Origin of the sequence: Rhizobium sp. CB3090 (genome assembly GCF_029714285.1) — a bacterium.
GTDB lineage: Bacteria > Pseudomonadota > Alphaproteobacteria > Rhizobiales > Rhizobiaceae > Rhizobium.
The window spans coordinates 147,542-164,793 of sequence record NZ_CP121663.1 but is presented as its reverse complement, the minus strand read 5'-3'; the positions used below and the strand labels follow the sequence as shown (position 1 = coordinate 164,793).

The 17,252-nt window shown below is 58.9% G+C and carries 14 protein-coding genes; 8 read left to right on the top strand and 6 right to left on the bottom strand.

Annotation, left to right across the window (positions count from 1 at the left end; translation table 11 throughout):
- Positions 1–2: 2 nt before the first annotated feature.
- Both QA646_RS19565 and QA646_RS19560 read left to right on the top strand, forming a co-directional pair.
- Complete coding sequence (locus tag QA646_RS19565; protein WP_283059912.1) at positions 3–1,322, top strand: efflux RND transporter periplasmic adaptor subunit; 1,320 nt, start codon at positions 3–5, stop codon at positions 1,320–1,322.
- Positions 1,323–1,325: 3 nt separating this feature from the next.
- On the top strand, positions 1,326–3,296 hold the full coding sequence (locus tag QA646_RS19560) for a MacB family efflux pump subunit (protein WP_283059911.1): 1,971 nt from the start codon (positions 1,326–1,328) through the stop codon (positions 3,294–3,296).
- Between the two features lie 479 nt (positions 3,297–3,775).
- On the opposite strand, the gene QA646_RS19555 is transcribed toward QA646_RS19560, so the two are convergent.
- Complete coding sequence (locus tag QA646_RS19555; protein WP_283059910.1) at positions 3,776–5,044, bottom strand: ATP-binding protein; 1,269 nt, start codon at positions 5,042–5,044, stop codon at positions 3,776–3,778.
- Positions 5,041–5,772 carry a response regulator gene (locus QA646_RS19550; protein WP_283059909.1) on the bottom strand — a complete coding sequence of 244 codons (732 nt, stop codon included), beginning with the start codon at positions 5,770–5,772 and terminating at the stop codon, positions 5,041–5,043. Before QA646_RS19550 ends, QA646_RS19555 begins: the two co-directional genes overlap by 4 nt.
- A 322-nt stretch (positions 5,773–6,094) precedes the next feature.
- Here QA646_RS19550 and QA646_RS19545 point away from each other — a divergent pair, with 322 nt between their 5' ends.
- Both QA646_RS19545 and QA646_RS19540 read left to right on the top strand, forming a co-directional pair.
- Positions 6,095–6,304, top strand: a complete 210-nt coding sequence (locus tag QA646_RS19545; protein ID WP_283059908.1) for a dodecin — start codon at positions 6,095–6,097, stop codon at positions 6,302–6,304.
- 273 nt (positions 6,305–6,577) lie between these two features.
- Positions 6,578–7,375: an arginine deiminase family protein gene (locus QA646_RS19540; RefSeq protein ID WP_283059907.1), complete on the top strand. Its 798-nt coding sequence runs from the start codon at positions 6,578–6,580 to the stop codon at positions 7,373–7,375.
- Positions 7,376–7,455: 80 nt separating this feature from the next.
- On the opposite strand, the gene QA646_RS19535 is transcribed toward QA646_RS19540, so the two are convergent.
- The 3 genes from QA646_RS19535 to QA646_RS19525 all read right to left on the bottom strand — a co-directional run bounded on the left by QA646_RS19535 (position 7,456) and on the right by QA646_RS19525 (position 11,053).
- Positions 7,456–7,839: a response regulator gene (locus QA646_RS19535; protein WP_283059906.1), complete on the bottom strand. Its 384-nt coding sequence runs from the start codon at positions 7,837–7,839 to the stop codon at positions 7,456–7,458.
- Between the two features lie 250 nt (positions 7,840–8,089).
- Entirely contained in the window at positions 8,090–8,653 is a 564-nt protein-coding gene (gene fhuF, locus QA646_RS19530; RefSeq protein WP_283059905.1) for a siderophore-iron reductase FhuF, read from the bottom strand.
- A gap of 240 nt (positions 8,654–8,893) precedes the next feature.
- On the bottom strand, positions 8,894–11,053 hold the full coding sequence (locus QA646_RS19525) for a TonB-dependent siderophore receptor (protein ID WP_283059904.1): 2,160 nt from the start codon (positions 11,051–11,053) through the stop codon (positions 8,894–8,896).
- Positions 11,054–11,359: 306 nt separating this feature from the next.
- On the opposite strand from QA646_RS19525, the gene QA646_RS19520 reads away from it, so the two are divergent.
- From QA646_RS19520 to fhuB, 3 genes are read left to right on the top strand one after another with little or no spacing between them, the layout of a single operon-like run.
- Complete coding sequence (locus tag QA646_RS19520; protein WP_283060504.1) at positions 11,360–12,154, top strand: ATP-binding cassette domain-containing protein; 795 nt, start codon at positions 11,360–11,362, stop codon at positions 12,152–12,154.
- A gap of 46 nt (positions 12,155–12,200) precedes the next feature.
- On the top strand, positions 12,201–13,049 hold the full coding sequence (locus tag QA646_RS19515) for an iron-siderophore ABC transporter substrate-binding protein (RefSeq protein ID WP_283059903.1): 849 nt from the start codon (positions 12,201–12,203) through the stop codon (positions 13,047–13,049).
- A complete protein-coding gene (fhuB, locus tag QA646_RS19510; protein WP_283059902.1) occupies positions 13,046–15,016 on the top strand; it encodes a Fe(3+)-hydroxamate ABC transporter permease FhuB in 1,971 nt (656 codons plus the stop codon). The genes QA646_RS19515 and fhuB overlap by 4 nt, the downstream gene beginning before the upstream one ends.
- A 53-nt stretch (positions 15,017–15,069) precedes the next feature.
- Here fhuB and QA646_RS19505 read toward each other — a convergent pair whose 3' ends face one another.
- Positions 15,070–15,828 carry a hypothetical protein gene (locus tag QA646_RS19505; RefSeq protein ID WP_283059901.1) on the bottom strand — a complete coding sequence of 253 codons (759 nt, stop codon included), beginning with the start codon at positions 15,826–15,828 and terminating at the stop codon, positions 15,070–15,072.
- Between the two features lie 656 nt (positions 15,829–16,484).
- Here QA646_RS19505 and QA646_RS19500 point away from each other — a divergent pair.
- Positions 16,485–17,144 (top strand): EF-hand domain-containing protein, encoded by a 660-nt coding sequence (locus QA646_RS19500; RefSeq protein ID WP_283059900.1) that lies wholly within the window; start codon positions 16,485–16,487, stop codon positions 17,142–17,144.
- Positions 17,145–17,252 lie beyond the last annotated feature (108 nt).

The window sequence follows — 17,252 nt, the reverse complement described above, 5'->3', positions numbered from 1 at the left end:
CCATGTTGAACTTTCCAGACCCGATGAGGGCACAAACCGAACTGAAACACGCTGATGGAACCGTGCTGCGCGCGCGGCCGCTGGGCACGTCGCAAAACAAGCGGTATAGGCGTCTGGCGCTAGCCTTGGCCGCGTTAACCCTGCTCGCCTGCACCGGTGCACTGCTGCTTCGCGGCGGCATCTTTGCCCAGGAAAACCCTTCCGCCATCACTGCCATGGTGACACGGGGCGATGTCGAGGAAGCCGTGCTTGCCTCGGGCACATTCAAGCCGAGCAAGCTCGTTGCCGTTGGCGCGCAGGTCTCGGGTCGGATCACCGCACTGAATGTCAAGCTCGGCGATGAGATCAAGAAGGATACGCTGATTGCCGAGATCGACTCCACGACGCAAAACAACGACCTGAGGACAGCCCAGGCCTCGCTCGCCAATGTCAAAGCGCAGCGTGAAGAAAGCGAAGCCGATCTTGCCAATGCGCAACTGACACTGACGCGGCAACAGACCGTCTTTCGCAATCAAGCCGGCTCCAAGGCCGATCTCGATAGTGCGGAGGCGAGCGTCAAGAAGATCACCGCCCAGATCGCCGCGCTCGACGCACAGATCATGGCTGCGGAGGTCGCTGTGGAGACGGCACAAGCCAATCTATCCTACACGCGAATTACCGCCCCAATGGACGGGACCGTGCTTGCCATCGTCAATCAGCAAGGCCAGACCGTCAACGCCGCCCAGTCGGCACCGACGATCGTCATTCTCGGCCAGCTCGACACGATGATCGTTCGCACCGAGATATCGGAAGCCGACATCGTCAAGGTCAAGGTGGGCCAGCCGATCTATTTCACCATCCTCGGCGATCCCGCGACCCGTTATGACGCCGTGCTGCAATCGATCGAGCCGGCTCCGGAATCGATCACCAGCGACAGCAGCGTCACGTCTTCCAGCACGACCTCATCCAGCAACACCACGACCTCTTCTTCATCGTCTTCGGCAATCTACTACAACGGCATCTTCGCCGTATCTAACCAGGATAACCGCTTCCGCACCTATATGTCGGCCGAGGTCCATATCGTGCTCGGCGCGGCCAAACATGCACTGATCATTCCATCATCGGCGCTTGGCGCGAAGGACACTGACGGTACGTATAGCGTGCAGGTGGTCGACGCGGACGGCAAACAGGCCTCCAGAAAAATCACCATTGGCCTCAACAACAATGTCACCGCCGAGGTGCGGTCGGGCCTTTCGGAAGGCGAACGCGTCGTTATCGGCGAAGCGAGCACGACCACGGCGAAAAGCAGCATGGGCGGCGGACCGCCGCCGATGGGTTTCTGACCGATGACCGCCCCACTCTTAGAACTGAAAGGTGTCTGCCGGGAGTACCAATCCGGCGACAACATCATTGCGGTGCTCAAGGACATCGATCTATCGATTGCCGAGGGTGAAATGGTCGCCATCGTCGGCCCCTCCGGCTCCGGCAAATCAACGCTGATGAACATCATAGGTCTGCTCGATCGCCCCACCGCCGGTACTTATGCGATCGGCGGTTCGGAGACACATCGGCTCGATAGCGACGCGCTTTCGAGGCTGCGGCGGGAGCATTTTGGCTTTATCTTCCAGCGCTATCACCTGCTCTCAGAACTGACCGCGCTCGGCAATGTCGAGGTGCCGGCGATCTATGCGGACCAGCCCAACCAGCTACGACATGCCCGCGCCGCGGCGCTTCTCCACCGCCTTGGCATGGGTGACAGGACCGGACACAAGCCGGGTCAGCTTTCCGGCGGCCAGCAGCAGCGTGTCTCCATCGCGCGTGCCTTGATGAACAACGGCAACGTCATCCTCGCCGACGAGCCGACTGGTGCGCTCGATCAGCAAAGCGGTGAGGAAGTGCTTGGCATTCTCTCCGAGCTGCATGCCGAAGGCCATACCATTGTGATCGTCACCCATGACATGAAGGTCGCCGCCCGTGCGCAGCGTGTCATCGAAATCTCCGACGGCCATATCGTCGCCGACAGGCGCTCAGCCGATAAAAATACTCGAAATTCCCAGCATCATGGCTCCATGTCCGAGATGCGGCGCGGCGGCAGCACCAGCGGTTGGCGCGAGCTGGGCAACCGCCTGCGCGAAGCCTTTTTCATGGCGGCGCTTGCCCTGAGGGCACATCGGTTACGCACCTTCCTCACCATGCTCGGCATTATCATCGGCATCGCTTCGGTCGCCAGCGTCGTTGCGCTGGGCGAGGGATCGCAGCGCAAAGTGCTGGCGAATATCAACAGTCTCGGCACCAACACGCTGGAGATTTTTCCTGGCAAGAGCTTCGGAGATACCCGCTCGGGCCGCATCAAGACCTTGGTGGTCGCCGATGCTGATGCCTTGGCCAAACTGACCTATATCGGCGCCGTCACGCCGACCGTTTCGACCAGCAGCACGGTCCGGTTCGGCTCCACGGAGGCCAACGCGCTGATCAATGGCGTTGGTGATGCCTATTTCTCGGTGAAGGGTTCGAAGCTCGTCGCAGGTCGACTGTTCGACGCCGACGGCGTGCGACGGATGGTGCAGGATGCCGTGATCGACCAGAATACGGCGACAACCCTGTTTACGAGCAAGGGCCTCGATCCCACCGGACAGGTGATGTTCGTCGGCAAGGTGCCCATCCGTGTCATCGGCGTCATCGCCTCGCAACAGGGTGGTTTCGGTGCCAGCGACAATCTTTCGATCTATCTTCCCTATACCAGCGTGCAAGCCCGGTTCCTTGGTGACATGTCGCTGCGCAGCATCACCCTGCGCGTCAATGACGATACCGAAAGTTCGACAGCCGAAGCCGCCGTGACGCAATTCCTGGAACGCCGTCACGGCACCCAGGATTTCTTCACGCTGAATACCGACGACATCCGGCAGACGATCACCAGCACGACGCGAACGATGACCCTGCTCGTCTCCACAATTGCCGTCATTTCGCTGCTTGTCGGAGGCATCGGCGTCATGAACATCATGCTCGTCTCGGTGTCCGAGCGCATCGCCGAGATCGGCGTTCGCATGGCGGTCGGCGCCCGTCATCAGGATATCTTGCAGCAATTTCTGATCGAGGCGGTGCTGGTGTGCATGTTGGGCGGTACGCTTGGAATTGCTCTCGCACTCGGCTTCGGCCTCGCCTTCAATCGTCTGGGGTCGAACTTCGCCCTGGTCTATTCGGGAACTACGATCGCGTTTGCGTTCACCTGTTCCTGCGTGATCGGCCTCACCTTCGGCTACCTGCCGGCGCGCAACGCCTCGAGGCTCGATCCCGTGGCAGCCCTCTCGAGAGATTGATCGTGGGCTGGCGCAGGATCCCGGCGTCACAAGACCGATCATCCGCTGTTCGTAAGGAAAGAAGAACCGGCTTCGCCATTCATGTTGGGGGCGTCTGACGAAGCCGGCATGCGGGTGACCAGAGCAGAGCGCTCAGGACCGCATGTGAATTTACAGCAACCATCTTCAGAAGCATTTCCGAACGTTGCCGAAACAAGGCATTTTTGGGAAATTTCTTGTCCGGACGTTTCTAATATAGCCGAACTTTCCTACATTTATCTAGTACAACTTTCGATACATTTATCTACAACATGACGTTTACTGTCATCTCTTATGATTTCTGTGGCTACAACATTTGAAATTGGCAAAGTTACAATCAATTTTGTTCTTTTGACTATTTATTTTCATTTGATGCACTTCAAATCACGGCCGATTTTTCCGATAGCGAAGCAACGATCCAGACGTGAAATGGTCGCCCAATATTGAATAAAGGCGGTCTCTCAACCGGCGGCGAGTTTATCGCTGCCCATCTTGAAAGCGACCAGCTGCTCCAGCCCCCTGGGTTGCCGGTTGCGTACGGTGATCTCCCCTTCGAACCTGGAAACGATTTCCTTGGCGATGGCCATTCCAAGGCCTGCTCCGGGGAAAGACCGTTGCCGTGCCATATCGATGCGAAAGAAGGGCTCGAAGACTTGGCTCAAGCGTTCTTCGGGAATGCCGGGCCCTGTATCGACGATTGTGACCACGGCCTTGTCGCCGGGGTGAGTAACGGTAACGACTGCCGATTCACCATGCGTTGCAGCGTTGATCAAGAGGTTGCGCAGGGCCCTTGTGATCGCCAAACGGCCTGCAGAAATCGTCGAGGGCTGCAGCTCGCTGACTCTGATATCCATGCCCATCGTGGTCAGCTCCGTCACAATGTTTGCGACGATCGTATCGAGCCTTATGCACTGCAGGCTGTCCTTGGAGATTTCTTCCCGCACCAATCCGATGGCGCTGTCGGCAATCGTGTCAAGTTCTTCGAGATCGGCGAGCCATTTCAGCCGATCTTCATCGTCCTTGATGAATTCGGCACGCAATCGCATACGCGTCATGGGGGTTCTAAGATCATGCCCGGCGGCTGCGACCAGCCGCATCCGGCTCTCCGTTGCAGCCTTCACCCTTGCCGATAGTTCGTTGAGAGCCCGTGCCGTGACACGAATCTCCCCCGGACCGGTTTCCGGAACGTGCGGGAGCGTCCCGTCCGGGCCGATCTCGGCCGAGGCTCGTTCAAGCAGGCGGAGCGGCTTCATGATCTTCGATGCGGCAAATATGGAAATCAGCACGCTTCCCGTAATGATGAGGCCCAGCCAGCCTGCGAGAATCTTCCACCCTCCGGGAGGCGGACCGAGTTCCGAGATCGGCATCACGATCCAATTGCCATCCGGAAGCCTGAGCGAGGCAATCGTGCCTCCCCTCGGCTTGCGGGATATGGTCGCTTCCCGCGGCTCGCCGGTTCGACGCAGGCTTTCCATCAGGAAGTCGGAAAGCCCGTCATCCCGGCGCCCGGCCGCGGGAGCGGGGGCAATGACCAGGCCGGCAGAGATCGCCGCAGCCTTGTCTGCCTCCGCAAATTTCGCGAGTATGGAGAGCTGGCGCGCCATCGGCTCCATGGTTACTTCCGGGCGCGGTCCTCGCATCACAAGGCTTGCTACAAAAGACGACGTGATAACCACCAGAACAATGGCCGTCAGCAAGAGAAGCGCCAGGCGGGCGCCCAGGGACTTCATGGATCGCCCTTGACAGCCGTCACCGGCACGACGAGCTGATAGCCGCCGTTTCGGACCGTTCTGAACACTGGCTCTTCGGCCGTCTCCCCCAGCTTGCGACGCAACCGGCTCATCAGCACGTCGATCGAACGATCGGCAGGATCACGATCACGCCCCTGCGTCAGGTCGAGCAATTGATCTCGGGACAGCAGCCGGCCGGCGCGTTCGATAAAGGCCTTGAGCAGATCGAATTCGGCTCCGGTCAGCGAGATAACCTCGCCATTGTCCCTCGTGACGCGGCGAAGCTGCGGATCGAGCGTCATCTCGGCAAAATGGAAGCGGCGCTGCTCCGGCTCGGGGGACGGATCCTCGTTTACCCGGCGCAGGACCGCTCGGATACGCGCCGCCAATTCTCGCGGGTTGAACGGCTTGCCGAGATAGTCGTCTGCCCCGATTTCAAGCCCCAATATCCGATCGATATCTTCCTTGAGAGCGGTCAGGAGGATGATCGGGACACGGGGACGGCGGTTCCGCAGATCGCGGCAAAGATCAAGGCCCGATCCGTCGGGCAGCATGACGTCCAAAACAAGGAGATCGGGGGAACGCCGATTAAGGGCGTCGTTGCAGCCGCGAAGGTCGCTTGCCGTCGATACGCGAAAGCCCTGCTCCTCGAGGTAGCGGCTCAGAAGCGTGCGGATTTCGTGGTCGTCATCGACAATCAAGATATCGGACGCGGCGGTCACAGTCATAGCCATCATTCCAGTTCTTTGAGACTTTTATACAAACTCCTCTCCAAAAGAAGGTTTTTCGCAGGCAAAACCAGCGAAAACTCCCGCTGGAAACATTGGTTTACAAAAATCCCGATGGCGGAAATGTTGAGCAAAAGACTGGTCTGCTTGATCGCGCCAGCGCAACCGCCTCAAGTGCGATTCGGACTGTTTGACAAAGGACCATTGTTGCCGGATCGTGAGTGCGAGACGCTGGAACAACAGACGTCTCTTAAGCCGGCCACAGGAACACGGTCCGGAAGTTCGAAGCGAAACATAGTTTGCACGAATGTGGGAGGATAACGTGAACGATCATGTCTATAAGAAAGTGGAACTTATCGGCAGTTCCCAGACCTCGGTGACCGACGCGATCGAAACGGCGATTGCGCGGGCTTCGAAGACCATGAGAAATCTCGACTGGTTCGAGGTGGAACAAATCAGGGGGCACATTAGGGATGGCGCGGTCGCACATTATCAGGTGGTGATGAAGGTCGGATTTCGGATTGACGATTGATGCCTTGAACGGTTCATTCTTGCTGCGCACGAATCCGTCTCGGGAACGAGCGCTAGCGCCCGGACGGATGCATGCCTGTGGATTTTAAGCACCACGATTATTGCAACCGGAAAATCGACCGGACCGAGCGATCTTAAGCTCCCGACAGAAAATTTGGACCAATATCGTCCTCTTTGGCAGAGGCCGGTAGCTCTGACGGCCGCAAACGGGAACTATCGACCACCGTCGATAAGCGATAGAAACGCGTTGCACGGCAAGAAAAGGTATTTGGAAATGTCCTCACCCAGATCGGTTTATCATTTCAACTCCGCCATCGTTCGCGAGCCATCGCGCTCGGTCGTCGATGGCCTGCGCGCCGGGGACCATGCCAGCCCTACCTATGACGGCGTGAAGTCGGAGCATGATGACTACATCGCTGCTATGCGCGAAGCTGGCGTTAAGGTGACCATCCTGCCGGCGCTGGAGGCCTTTCCCGATTCCATCTTCGTCGAGGATCCCGCACTCGTGTTCACTGAAGGCGCGATCCTGCTTCGCCCGGGTGCAGCAAGCCGCGTAGGCGAGTCAGCGGCAATCGCATCCACCTTGCAGGATATGTTCGATACCGTCCTCGATCTCCCGGGTCATGGTTATGTTGACGGCGGTGATGTCTTGACGACGCCGAAGAGCGTTATGATCGGTCTTTCGGCACGAACCGACAAGAAGGGCGCGGAGGCTCTTGCCGGCTGCATCGACGAGCTCGGCCGCAAAGCCGAGCTTGTTGCCACGCCGGAAGGTGTGCTTCATTTCAAGACCGACTGCTCGCTGCTGGACGAGGAAACGGTGCTCTCGACCGCCCGCCTTGCACGCTCCGGCGTCTTCAAGGATTTCAAGCAGATCATCATTCCTGAAGGCGAAGAGGCGGCTGCGAATGCGCTGCGCGTCAATGACGTCCTCATGGTTCCTTCCGATCATCCGCGTACCCTCGAGATGCTCGATAAGCTCGGCTACAGGATTGTGGCAATGAAGACGGCTGAAATCGGCAGGATCGATGCAGGTCTTTCCTGTCTGTCGCTGCGCTGGTATCGCGAATAAGACGGCATCGGGAGAGCGGACTTCGACTCTTTTTTTGACGGTCGAAGCATTTGATCTAGATAATCGTCCGCTGCTCAGCCTCATGACCTGTGAAGCATGGTTTGGTTTTCCAGGCCCATCCGCATGTCGCGGGCACGGCCCAGGGCTTCGGCAACCTGCCTGTCGCTGAACGGCTTCGGAATAATCGCGAAGGCGCCGCCGAATCCCTGCCGGATCGCCTCGGGTATTCCCGTTACGAAAATAACCGTCGTATGAAAGCGGTCGATCAGCCGGCGGGCGAGCTGGGGGCCGCTTTTACCCTCCGAAAGGCCGATATCGACCAAAGCGATCTCGGCTCGTCTGGCATAGGCCAATGCCTGCTCGACGCCGGATGCCGGGCCGAGGACCGAGAACCCCGCGTCAACGGCTATTTTCTTGAGTTGGAAGGCGACGAGTCCCTCGTCTTCGACAATCAGTACGTTCATAATGCATTCTCCTCCTCCATAATTCATCTAGGCGCGGCTCGCCGTTTTTCCATTATGGAAGCATTCATCGGCCAGAACGGTTCCGTTGCGATTTCACGCGAGAAAGGTGTCGTTGCAGACACTACCGTCGGCTGAAGTAAATCTCTGTACTTGCACTTTCGGACGGCAGAGATGACAAATGCCGATCGACCACGCGCACTTCAAATATAATGCCACCTTTGTGTCACCACGGGGAGGCCTTGCTTCCAGCTTATCGCCGTCCCTGCGGCAACGGGCAGCTAAGACCGCATCCGCCGACATCCGGAAGGCAGTAGCGCAGACAACACACTTTGCGACGTTTGAATTGAAGGCCGCTCTCGTCCGTCATGCCGCGAAGGGTACCACATAAGGGGTTCTTCTCGCCGTCGGGAAACTTAGGGTCGGAAAACAGCGGCACCCCTTCCTCCGCCAATGCGGGAGTACTTTGACGGCCTGTTTCATCGATGATCCAGTCGAGATAACCAGCCGCATTTCCCCAAAGCAGCTTCGCGCTCAGATGTGCGTGATGGGAAATCGCTTCGGTCAAGGGTGCTATATGCTGCCGCAGAAGGGGCCGCATCGCTGCGTGGATATCGAGCTCCCGCACCTGTCCGAGATCAGGCAAAAGAAACGATACCGGAGCTGCTGTTTCCCGGTCGAGACACACTGAGACCTCGTCAAGCGAGACCGGCAGGCAGCGTCTGAGCTCGAGCCATGCGAGCGCGGTGTTGATGGTCAAGATACTGAAATAATAAAGGGTCCAGAGGGAGACGATTGCGCGACGATCGGCCGGCAAGAACGCCGTCCCATAGCGGTCGATGATGCCATTGAAACAATCCGCTTCGCAAAGCGCGGAGCATGCGATGACATCGCAGCCAGCCGGCGCGTCCAGCAAGAATTTTCCGCGGCAGAAGCTGTATTTCTCCCCACAATGGCGAACCAAGAGCTCTCCGAGATCGCGAACGCCGTCCGCATCCTGGGATGCGGACGGTCTCGGCTGCGTTGACAAGGCTTGGGGCCGAACCAATCGCTTATCTCACCAGGTATATTTCAGCGTACCGACGACCTTGCGTCGATCGCCATAGTATTCAGTGCCGTAGTAGCTGCTTGCGACATACTTGCGGTCGAAGAGATTTGTGGCATTGACCGCCAGCTTGGCATTCTTGGTCACATTGTAGCTGACCGCTGCATCGAACACGGTATATCCGCCGACCGAGACCGTGTTGGCGTCATCGCCATAGGTCTGCCCGATATAACGCACCCCGCCGCCGAGGGTCAGGTCGCCGCGTTGCCCCTCTCCCGGGATCGTGTAGTCGAGCCACGCCGAGGCGAGATGCCTCGGGACGCGCTGCGGCCTGTTGCCGATATTTCCACCCGTTCCATCCTCACGGATCTCGGCATCCCAGTAGGAATAAGCGAGTGTCAGGTTGACACGATCGTTCAGTGCCGCTTTGCCCTCCAACTCGATGCCGCGCACGCCCACTTTGCCGATCTGCTCCTGAATGAGCGGCGTCACATAGGTCGGTACATTTGTCTGGGTCAGATCGAACAGGGCAGCGCTAAACAGTCCATCGAAATTGTCGGGCTGATACTTCAACCCGACCTCGTACTGCTCGCCCCTTTGAGGCTTGAGCGAACCGCTCAATGCATAGCCATTGGCCGATGGCGTCACGATAGGCTGGAAGCTTTCCGAATAATTCACATAGGCGGCAAGATTGGAGTTGATCTTGTAGGTCAGCCCGACGCGTTTGGTGAAGGCGGATTCGGTATTGTCGTCCCTGGTACCGAGGTCGACATAGTCAGCGGTCGTATGGACATGGTCCCAGCGGCCGCCCAGCGTCGCGATCCAACGATCGTCGAAGGTCAATTGCTCCTGCGCATAGAGCCCGATGGCCTGCTGCTTGACGCGCCAGTTCACATAAGGGTTGAGATTGATGCAGGAGAGACCGCAATAGACGGGGTTGTAGATGTCGATCGGTCCCGCCGTGCCATACTGGATGTTTTCGCGGGTGTTGTCGTTGGCGTAGTCGATGCCGACAAGCGTCTTGCTGTCGAAGGCTTTCCACCCCGTATCGTATTGAAGCTGGTTGTCGATCACATAGCGGTTCGACAGGCCATCCACCGAGAACGCTTGACGGTCGGCGGTCGGATCGAGGGAGGCTCCGTAGACCTCGGCATAATCGAGGCTGAGATGCGTGTAACGGGCATTGGAGCGGAAGGTCAGGCCATCGTCGATTTCATGCTCGAACTGATAACCGATATCGCTTTGACGGGTGTTGAAGCGATTGAAGTCCGGTTCGCCCAGGAAGGTATTGATATTCAGGTTGGCGCCGGTCGGAAACCCGCGCGCGCCAGTCCCGTTCCGCTTGTAGTAGTCGGTAAGGATGGTGAGCGATGTTCCTTCCTCGGGCTTGATGGTCAGAGCCGGCGCGACATAGAGACGGTCGTCGTTGGAATAGACCCAGCCGAGATCTCCGTCCTTGGCGAGGCCGGTAAACCGGTAGCTCCAGACTCCGTCGGCATCGAGCGGTCCGCCGAAGTCGGTACCGACCTCCTTGGTTCCATCGCCGAAGGATGTGTAGACCTCGCCCTGCTTTTCCTCCGGCGGCCGCTTCGTGATCGCATTGATGAGACCGCCCGGAGCGTTGAGACCAAAAAGCGTCGACGTCGATCCCTTCAGGACTTCAACGCGCTGCAAGCCGTAGGGCTCAAGGCGGCTTGCCGTATACCAGGCTGGAATGCGTGCCGTAAGCCCGTCGCGGTAAGTGCCCAGCGCCGTCTGATCGAAGCCGCGAATGCGGAAATAGTCATAACGGTCGTCATTCCCGAACTCGTCGGAGAAGACGCCTGCCGTGTAGGCCACGGCTTGCTGCAGATTGTCGACATGGCGCTCCTCGAGCTCCTTTTCCGTCACGACCGAAACTGCTGCAGGGATATCGATGATCGGGGTGTCCGTCTTGGTGCCGGTCGTCGTTTCCGTGGCGACAATGGTGGCGTCAGGGCCGATTGCGCGGTCGGATTTGCCGACCACGACGATCTTCGGAAGTTCGGTTGCGGAGTCCTGCGCCCAAGACGCCGGCGCCAAGGTCAGGGAAACGGCCGTCAAAGCACCGCTGGCAATCAGATGCCACGCCACATGACGCCGATCCGCGCAATTTAAGGACGCGCGAAATCCTGCCTGCCGGATGATCACCATGCAAAGCCACTCCTGTTTGTCATTTTCTGGTCACGCAGCGGAGCAGCGGTCCCCGGCGATCCGCCTGCGTTGGGCGCAAAATATAAACATAACCAAAAGAGTCAACTTAAAAAATCGGATGTCCGACGCTCGGCTGGAGAGGCTACCGCAGCACCGCCATTAGCCACCTTCTCGATTTCATCGATACGCCAGCGGCAACCTAAGCTAGGATTGCAGGCGTAGGAAATAATACTTGATTACAGCAGTCATCTTTAGTACCGACAGGCACCTTGCCGCGAGGGACGACACGTGGAAAATCGCAAAGACATCGCCGGCGCAAGCGCGCCGACCGAGGCGTTCGCGACGCATCGCATTTCGCTTTCGATCGACGGAACCGACATCCTGAGCGATGTCGATCTTTCGTTTCCAAAAGGCGAGTTCGTCGCGTTGGTCGGGCATAACGGTTCGGGAAAATCGAGCCTGCTGAAAATTCTCGGCCGACAGCTTCAGCCTACGGCAGGTTCGGCCCGCTATGCCGGTCGGGATATCAGCTCGTTTCCGGAACGCGCCTTTGCGCGCTCGGTCGCCTATCTGCCGCAGGATGTGAGCGCCAGCACCGACATGACGGTTCGGGAGCTGGTGCGCTGCGGGCGCTATCCTTGGCATGGCCCGCTCGGGCGCTTTTCCAGGAGAGATGGAGAAAAGGTGGAGCAAGCGCTTGCCCTGACGCATCTGGAACCGCTCGCCGACCGCATCGTGGCGACGCTTTCCGGCGGCGAAAGGCAGCGAACCTGGCTCGCCATGCTCGTCGCGCAGGATACCGAATGCCTGCTGCTGGACGAGCCGACCGCGGCGCTCGACATTGCGCACCAGATCGAGGTCCTATCTTTGATACGCAGGCTCTCCCATGAAAAGGGCCTGAGCGTGGTCATCGTCCTTCACGACATCAACATGGCTGCCCGTTTCTGTGATCGCATCAGCGCGCTGAAACGTGGACGCGTCGTCGCCAGCGGAAGGCCGGATCAGATCCTGATGCGCGAGCGGCTGCAGGATATCTACGGAATCGACATGGATGTAATCGCCGCGCCGAAGACCGGCTATCCGCTCGCCTATGCCTGCTAACTCGGTTCCTTTTTCCCCACTGTCACGTCGGGCGCTCTTGCGGACAATGGCCGCCGCGGCGGTGGCGGGCAATGCCCCGGCTTTTGCGCAATCCGCACCGCGGATCGTCAGCCTCGACTACGGTCTCGTATCGACGCTTCTTTCGCTCGGCATCGTTCCGTTGGCGGTGTCCGATCTGGCCGATTGGGATAAATGGGTGGTCGAACCGGCAATGCCTCAGTCCGTCGTGAACCTGGGTAGCTCATGGGAGGTCAATTTCGAACTCCTTGTTGCCCTTAAGCCGGACATCATTCTGACGACGCCCTATCTCGACGAACTGCTGCCGAAGCTGAAGCAAGTCGCGAAGGTCGTCCGCCTTGAGATTTACGCGCCCGATATCGGCCCCATATTGCCGGCGGCCATCGCGGCCACACGAAAACTAGCGGCAGCGATCGACCGGGAAGCGGAGGCGGAAGGTTTTCTCCAGCGCGCGGACGCCTTCTTCACCGAATGCCGCACCCGTCTTGCCGCAAAATCCCTTCCCTCCGTGGCGCTCATCAACTTCATGGACGCTCGCCACGCCAGAATTTATGCGCGGCCAGGGCTCTATCACAACGTTCTGGAGCGCATCGGCGTACGAAACGCCTGGACCGAGGAATCGAACTACTGGGGCTTCCAAACGATCGCCATCGAGGATCTCTCTCGTGTCGCCGATCCCGATGCGCGTCTGATCGCCTTCGAGCCTGTACCGGCAGATGTCCTGCCCAAAATCAAGCAGAGTCCTCTTTGGCAAAGCCTCCCCTTCGCGCGACCGGGACATCTTTCAATTCTTCCGCCTGCTTTGATGTTCGGCATGGTCAACGAGGCGCTGCGGTTCGGCCGCCTTCTGACCGATCTTTTGGATCCCAAGGAATGAACAGGATTTTTGGAAAGTTCGCCTTCGGACCCGCAATCGTCGCGCTGGTGCTCCTCGGCGCCGGCAGCCTCCTGTCGTGGTTCCTCATTTCCCCCTTGTTGGAAGCCATGAGCCAGACGAGCTATGACGTGCCGAGGATGGTTCTTTTCTATTCGACGCTCCCTCGCCTTGCGACGGCCCTGCTCGCCGGGGCAGCGCTTTCGCTTGCTGGTGCACTTCTCCAACAGGTTTTGCGCAATCCCCTTGCCGATCCGACGACGCTCGGAATTTCCGCTGGTGCCAATCTGGCGCTGGTCGTCACGAGCTTGTTCTTCCCGGGTTTGCTCGGGTTGGGCCGGGACATGGTTGCACTCGCGGGAAGCACAGTGGTCGCTTGCATCGTCATGAGCCTCGGGGCACAGCGCGGCTTTTCACCCTTTTCGCTGGTCTTGTCGGGCCTGGTCATCAGCCTGTGGTGCGGCGCCTTGTCGGCAATCCTCACTCTTCTCAACGAGCGCTATCTCGTCAGCCTCTTCATCTGGGGTGCGGGATCGCTTGCACAGCAGAGCTGGGTCATTCCGCTGTCGCTCCTTTGGAAGACGGCGGTCATCGCAGTCATCTGCGCGCTCGTCATGCGGCCGCTCTCCCTCCTCGATCTCGGTGAGGGCACCGCGTCGGCGCTCGGCGTCCGCCTTACCCGGCTGCGCTTCATCGTCGTTGGCGGCGCGGTAGCGCTTGCCGCTGTTGTGACCAGCGCTGTCGGGGTTATCGGCTTCATTGGTCTGGTTGCGCCGACGATTGCCAGGCTTTCCGGGGCACGGCGACCGCAGCAATTGCTGTTGTGGTCACCCTTGATCGGCGCTGGGCTGCTGCTGATTGCGGATACTGCCATTCAGTTGATTGCGGGCAAATTGGGAGAGTTCCTGCCCACGGGTGCGGTCACGGCGATCTTCGGTTCGCCCTTGCTTCTGCTGCTGCTTCCCAGGTTGAAAGTCCGGCATCGAGCGCTGCAGTTGAAAGAGAGAGCTCGCTCGTGGACATCGGCCAGAACGGGCGTGCTTGCCATTGCTCTCGTCGGTTTGTTTGTCGCGCTCGCCATCGGTGTGTTCCTCGGACGCGGCGTCGACGGAAGCTGGGGCTTCCCTCATGGGGCGCTCTTTGGCGAGATCGTTCCGATGCGCCTCCCCAAGGTTTTTGCCGCGTTATCCTCCGGCGCGATGCTCGCCGTCGCAGGCGTCATCCTACAGAGGATCACCGGTAATGAGATGGCGAGCCCTGAGTTGCTCGGCGTCAGCGCGGGCGCGACCTTCGGCGTGGCAGTTGCCGTCTTTATCATTGTTCCCGGGCTTTTCGGGCAAATGGCCTTCGCGGCCATAGGCGCGCTTCTCGTGCTCGCCATGATCCTGCTCAGCGCGATGCGCACGGGGCTGGCGCCGGAGCGTGTGCTGCTTGCCGGCATCTCCTTGAGCGCCATGGTGGATGCCATTGTCGGTGTCCTCAGCTCCACCGGCGATCCGCGCGCTGTCCTCCTGATGCGCTGGATGAGCGGTTCGACCTACGGCGTCGACGCCCGTACCGCCATGACCGTTACCACTGCGGCCGTGATTCTGACCGCGGCTGCTTTCCTCGCTCGACGCTGGTTGGACATCTTGCCGCTCGGCCCATCGCAGGCGGCAGCCATCGGCGTTCCCTTACGCAAGTCCCGTTTCGCGCTGTTCGGCCTTGCGGGCCTGATGAGCGCGGCCGCAACGTTGAGCGTCGGCCCATTGACATTTATCGGCCTGATGGGGCCTCACCTGGCAAGGGAAGCCGGGCTCGTCCGTGCGCTGCCGCAAATGGTGGGAGCAGCCGCCATCGGCGGCGCGCTGATGGTGTTTGCAGACTTCATCGGCCGCACCATCGTCTGGCCATACCAGATACCCGCCGGCCTCGTCTCGGCGATCGTCGGTGCGCCTTTCCTCATGATGATGCTGCGAAGAAAAGGCTGAGAACCCGTAGCGGGCCGGTAGTGCCGTTCGTGAACGGGTCGTTCGGCGCTTTTTCAGGCGCCTATCGCGTCATAACGCGGCCGAGGGTTGCCAGCGAAACGATGAGCGCCGGTGTGGCTGAGCTTGCTGCCGGTATCAAGCCAAATCTCTCCGCCAAGAGCTCGCCAGCGATGACAGAAGGCAAAGTCTTCGCTGAGGTAGATGCCGGTTTGTTCCTCGATAAGGCACTCGAACAGCGCATATTGCGTGGCCGGCGTGCGTTTGGTGCCGGGATAGGCGTGGATCGCGTCGTAACGCAAGTCGGGATAGGCTGCGATCATCTTTTCGATGACGGCGCGCTTGATGAGAAGCATGCCGGTGCCCGCATAGATCGCGGTGACGAAATCGCCATCCCGTTCAGCGCCCGGACCGGTCAGCGGCGTGCCTACGTAATGCAATGCCGCTTCCGCCAGAGTTTCAGCGCTCCGTGAGGGTGCCTTTGCAGCATTGCTCCAGTCGTAGTCCTTGATGGGATACATAGCCGCGACCACATCCTTGTCGGCACTCAACAGCCGCATCACCTGTTCCGGTTCGAAGCTGATATCCGCATCGATGAACAGCATATGGGTCGCCGCTGTATCATTGAGAAAATGCGATACGAGCGTGTTGCGGCTGCGGGTGATCAGCGCATCGTTGCCGAGCAACGCCAGCGTCAATTGCACACCGGATTGCCCACCGACCTGCATCAGCGAAATGATGGATTGCATATAGTCCTTGGCAACCATGCCGCCGAAACAGGGGGTGGCTATGAAGACCAGTCGATTTTCCGTCATTCGCCATATCCCTTTTCCGTTACGGGCGCCCCGGCGGAATCTAGGAAGATTCGTTGTTTCTGTGTGTGCCGAATTATTGAATTTTGTTTCTGGCGAACTCGGCTTGGCAGCTCGATGTGATCCATGCCTCTCGCAGCCCCAACGCCCCCAGCTAAGGAACTCGAAATCGGCATAACGGCCGGACTTTACAAGGTTCGCACAAGTTTGCCTGTGCAGTTTCAGGCCGTTGGGGAGTACCAGATCGAGAATGCGGACTGCGGATAACGCCATGATGGCGGCAACTGTCATGGCTTATCTTTTCATCCGTCTTCCAGGCGCGCTTCGGCGCAAGCGAGGATCCGGAAAAAGCTTGGCCTCCAGTATTCGGCAACTCTATCCGTCTGCATTGATGTCGAAAGACGCACTGCCGCGTTCATCCAACGCGGCATGGCAAGCGTAGAGTCATGTAAGCGTAAAAACCGGAGTCCGTGCAACGCTCGCATCTGGAGGCCCCCTTGACGAGCATTTCATCTGTTTTATCAAATAATTACTATCAGTATCAAAGATCCGGCTCGACATCGTCCTCATCGGACGATTCCGTGTCTTCCATTCTCGGCAGCAGTTCGTCCAGCAAAAGCTCATCGTCCTCTTCGTCTTCTTCGACGGATGATCAGTCCTTGATATCGACGGCCGAGCAGCTTGTTTCGCAGCTCATGAACATCATGCTCAATCTGCAGGCAAACGCTTCGGGCGACGATTCCAGCTCGGATTCGGATGACAGCTCCAGCAGTACATCGTCTGCTCAGCAGTCTGGCGGACCCAACGGTCAGGGCGGCAGCCAGAGCGATATGATCGCTAAGATGGATACGAATGGTGACGGCAGCATCACCGAAGCGGAATTCGTCGCCGCGCGTCCGTCCGACGTGAGCGAAGATCAGGCGACTACGCTGTTTCAAAGCTTCGATACCAGCAACAGCGGATCGTTGACGACGGACCAGTTGGCAAGCGCGATGCAGTCCAATGGACAGCCGCCGGCTCCGCCCTCTGAGGAAGCGCCGGACGACAGCCAGATCTCCAGCACGTTCACCGCAATGGATACGGATGGTGATGGCAGCGTCAGCGAAGCCGAATTCGTCGCCGCGCGTCCGTCTGACGTGAGCGAGGACCAGGCAACGAATATGTTCGAAAGTCTCGATACGACAAGTTCGGGCTCCCTGACCGAGAGCCAGTTCGAGACCGCGATGAAGGCTGGACCGCCGCCAGCTCCGGATTTCAGCTCGCTGTTCGCCTCGAACTACCAGGATGACACCACGACGAGCGACCTGCTTACCGTCTGATTGAAAATGACGGCAGCCATTTACATTCAGTAGTTCCTAACTGTCGGCAACTTGAGCCAGAGAGATTATGATCTCGCGCTCAAGTTTGCCGGCCGTTCTTTCATGAAC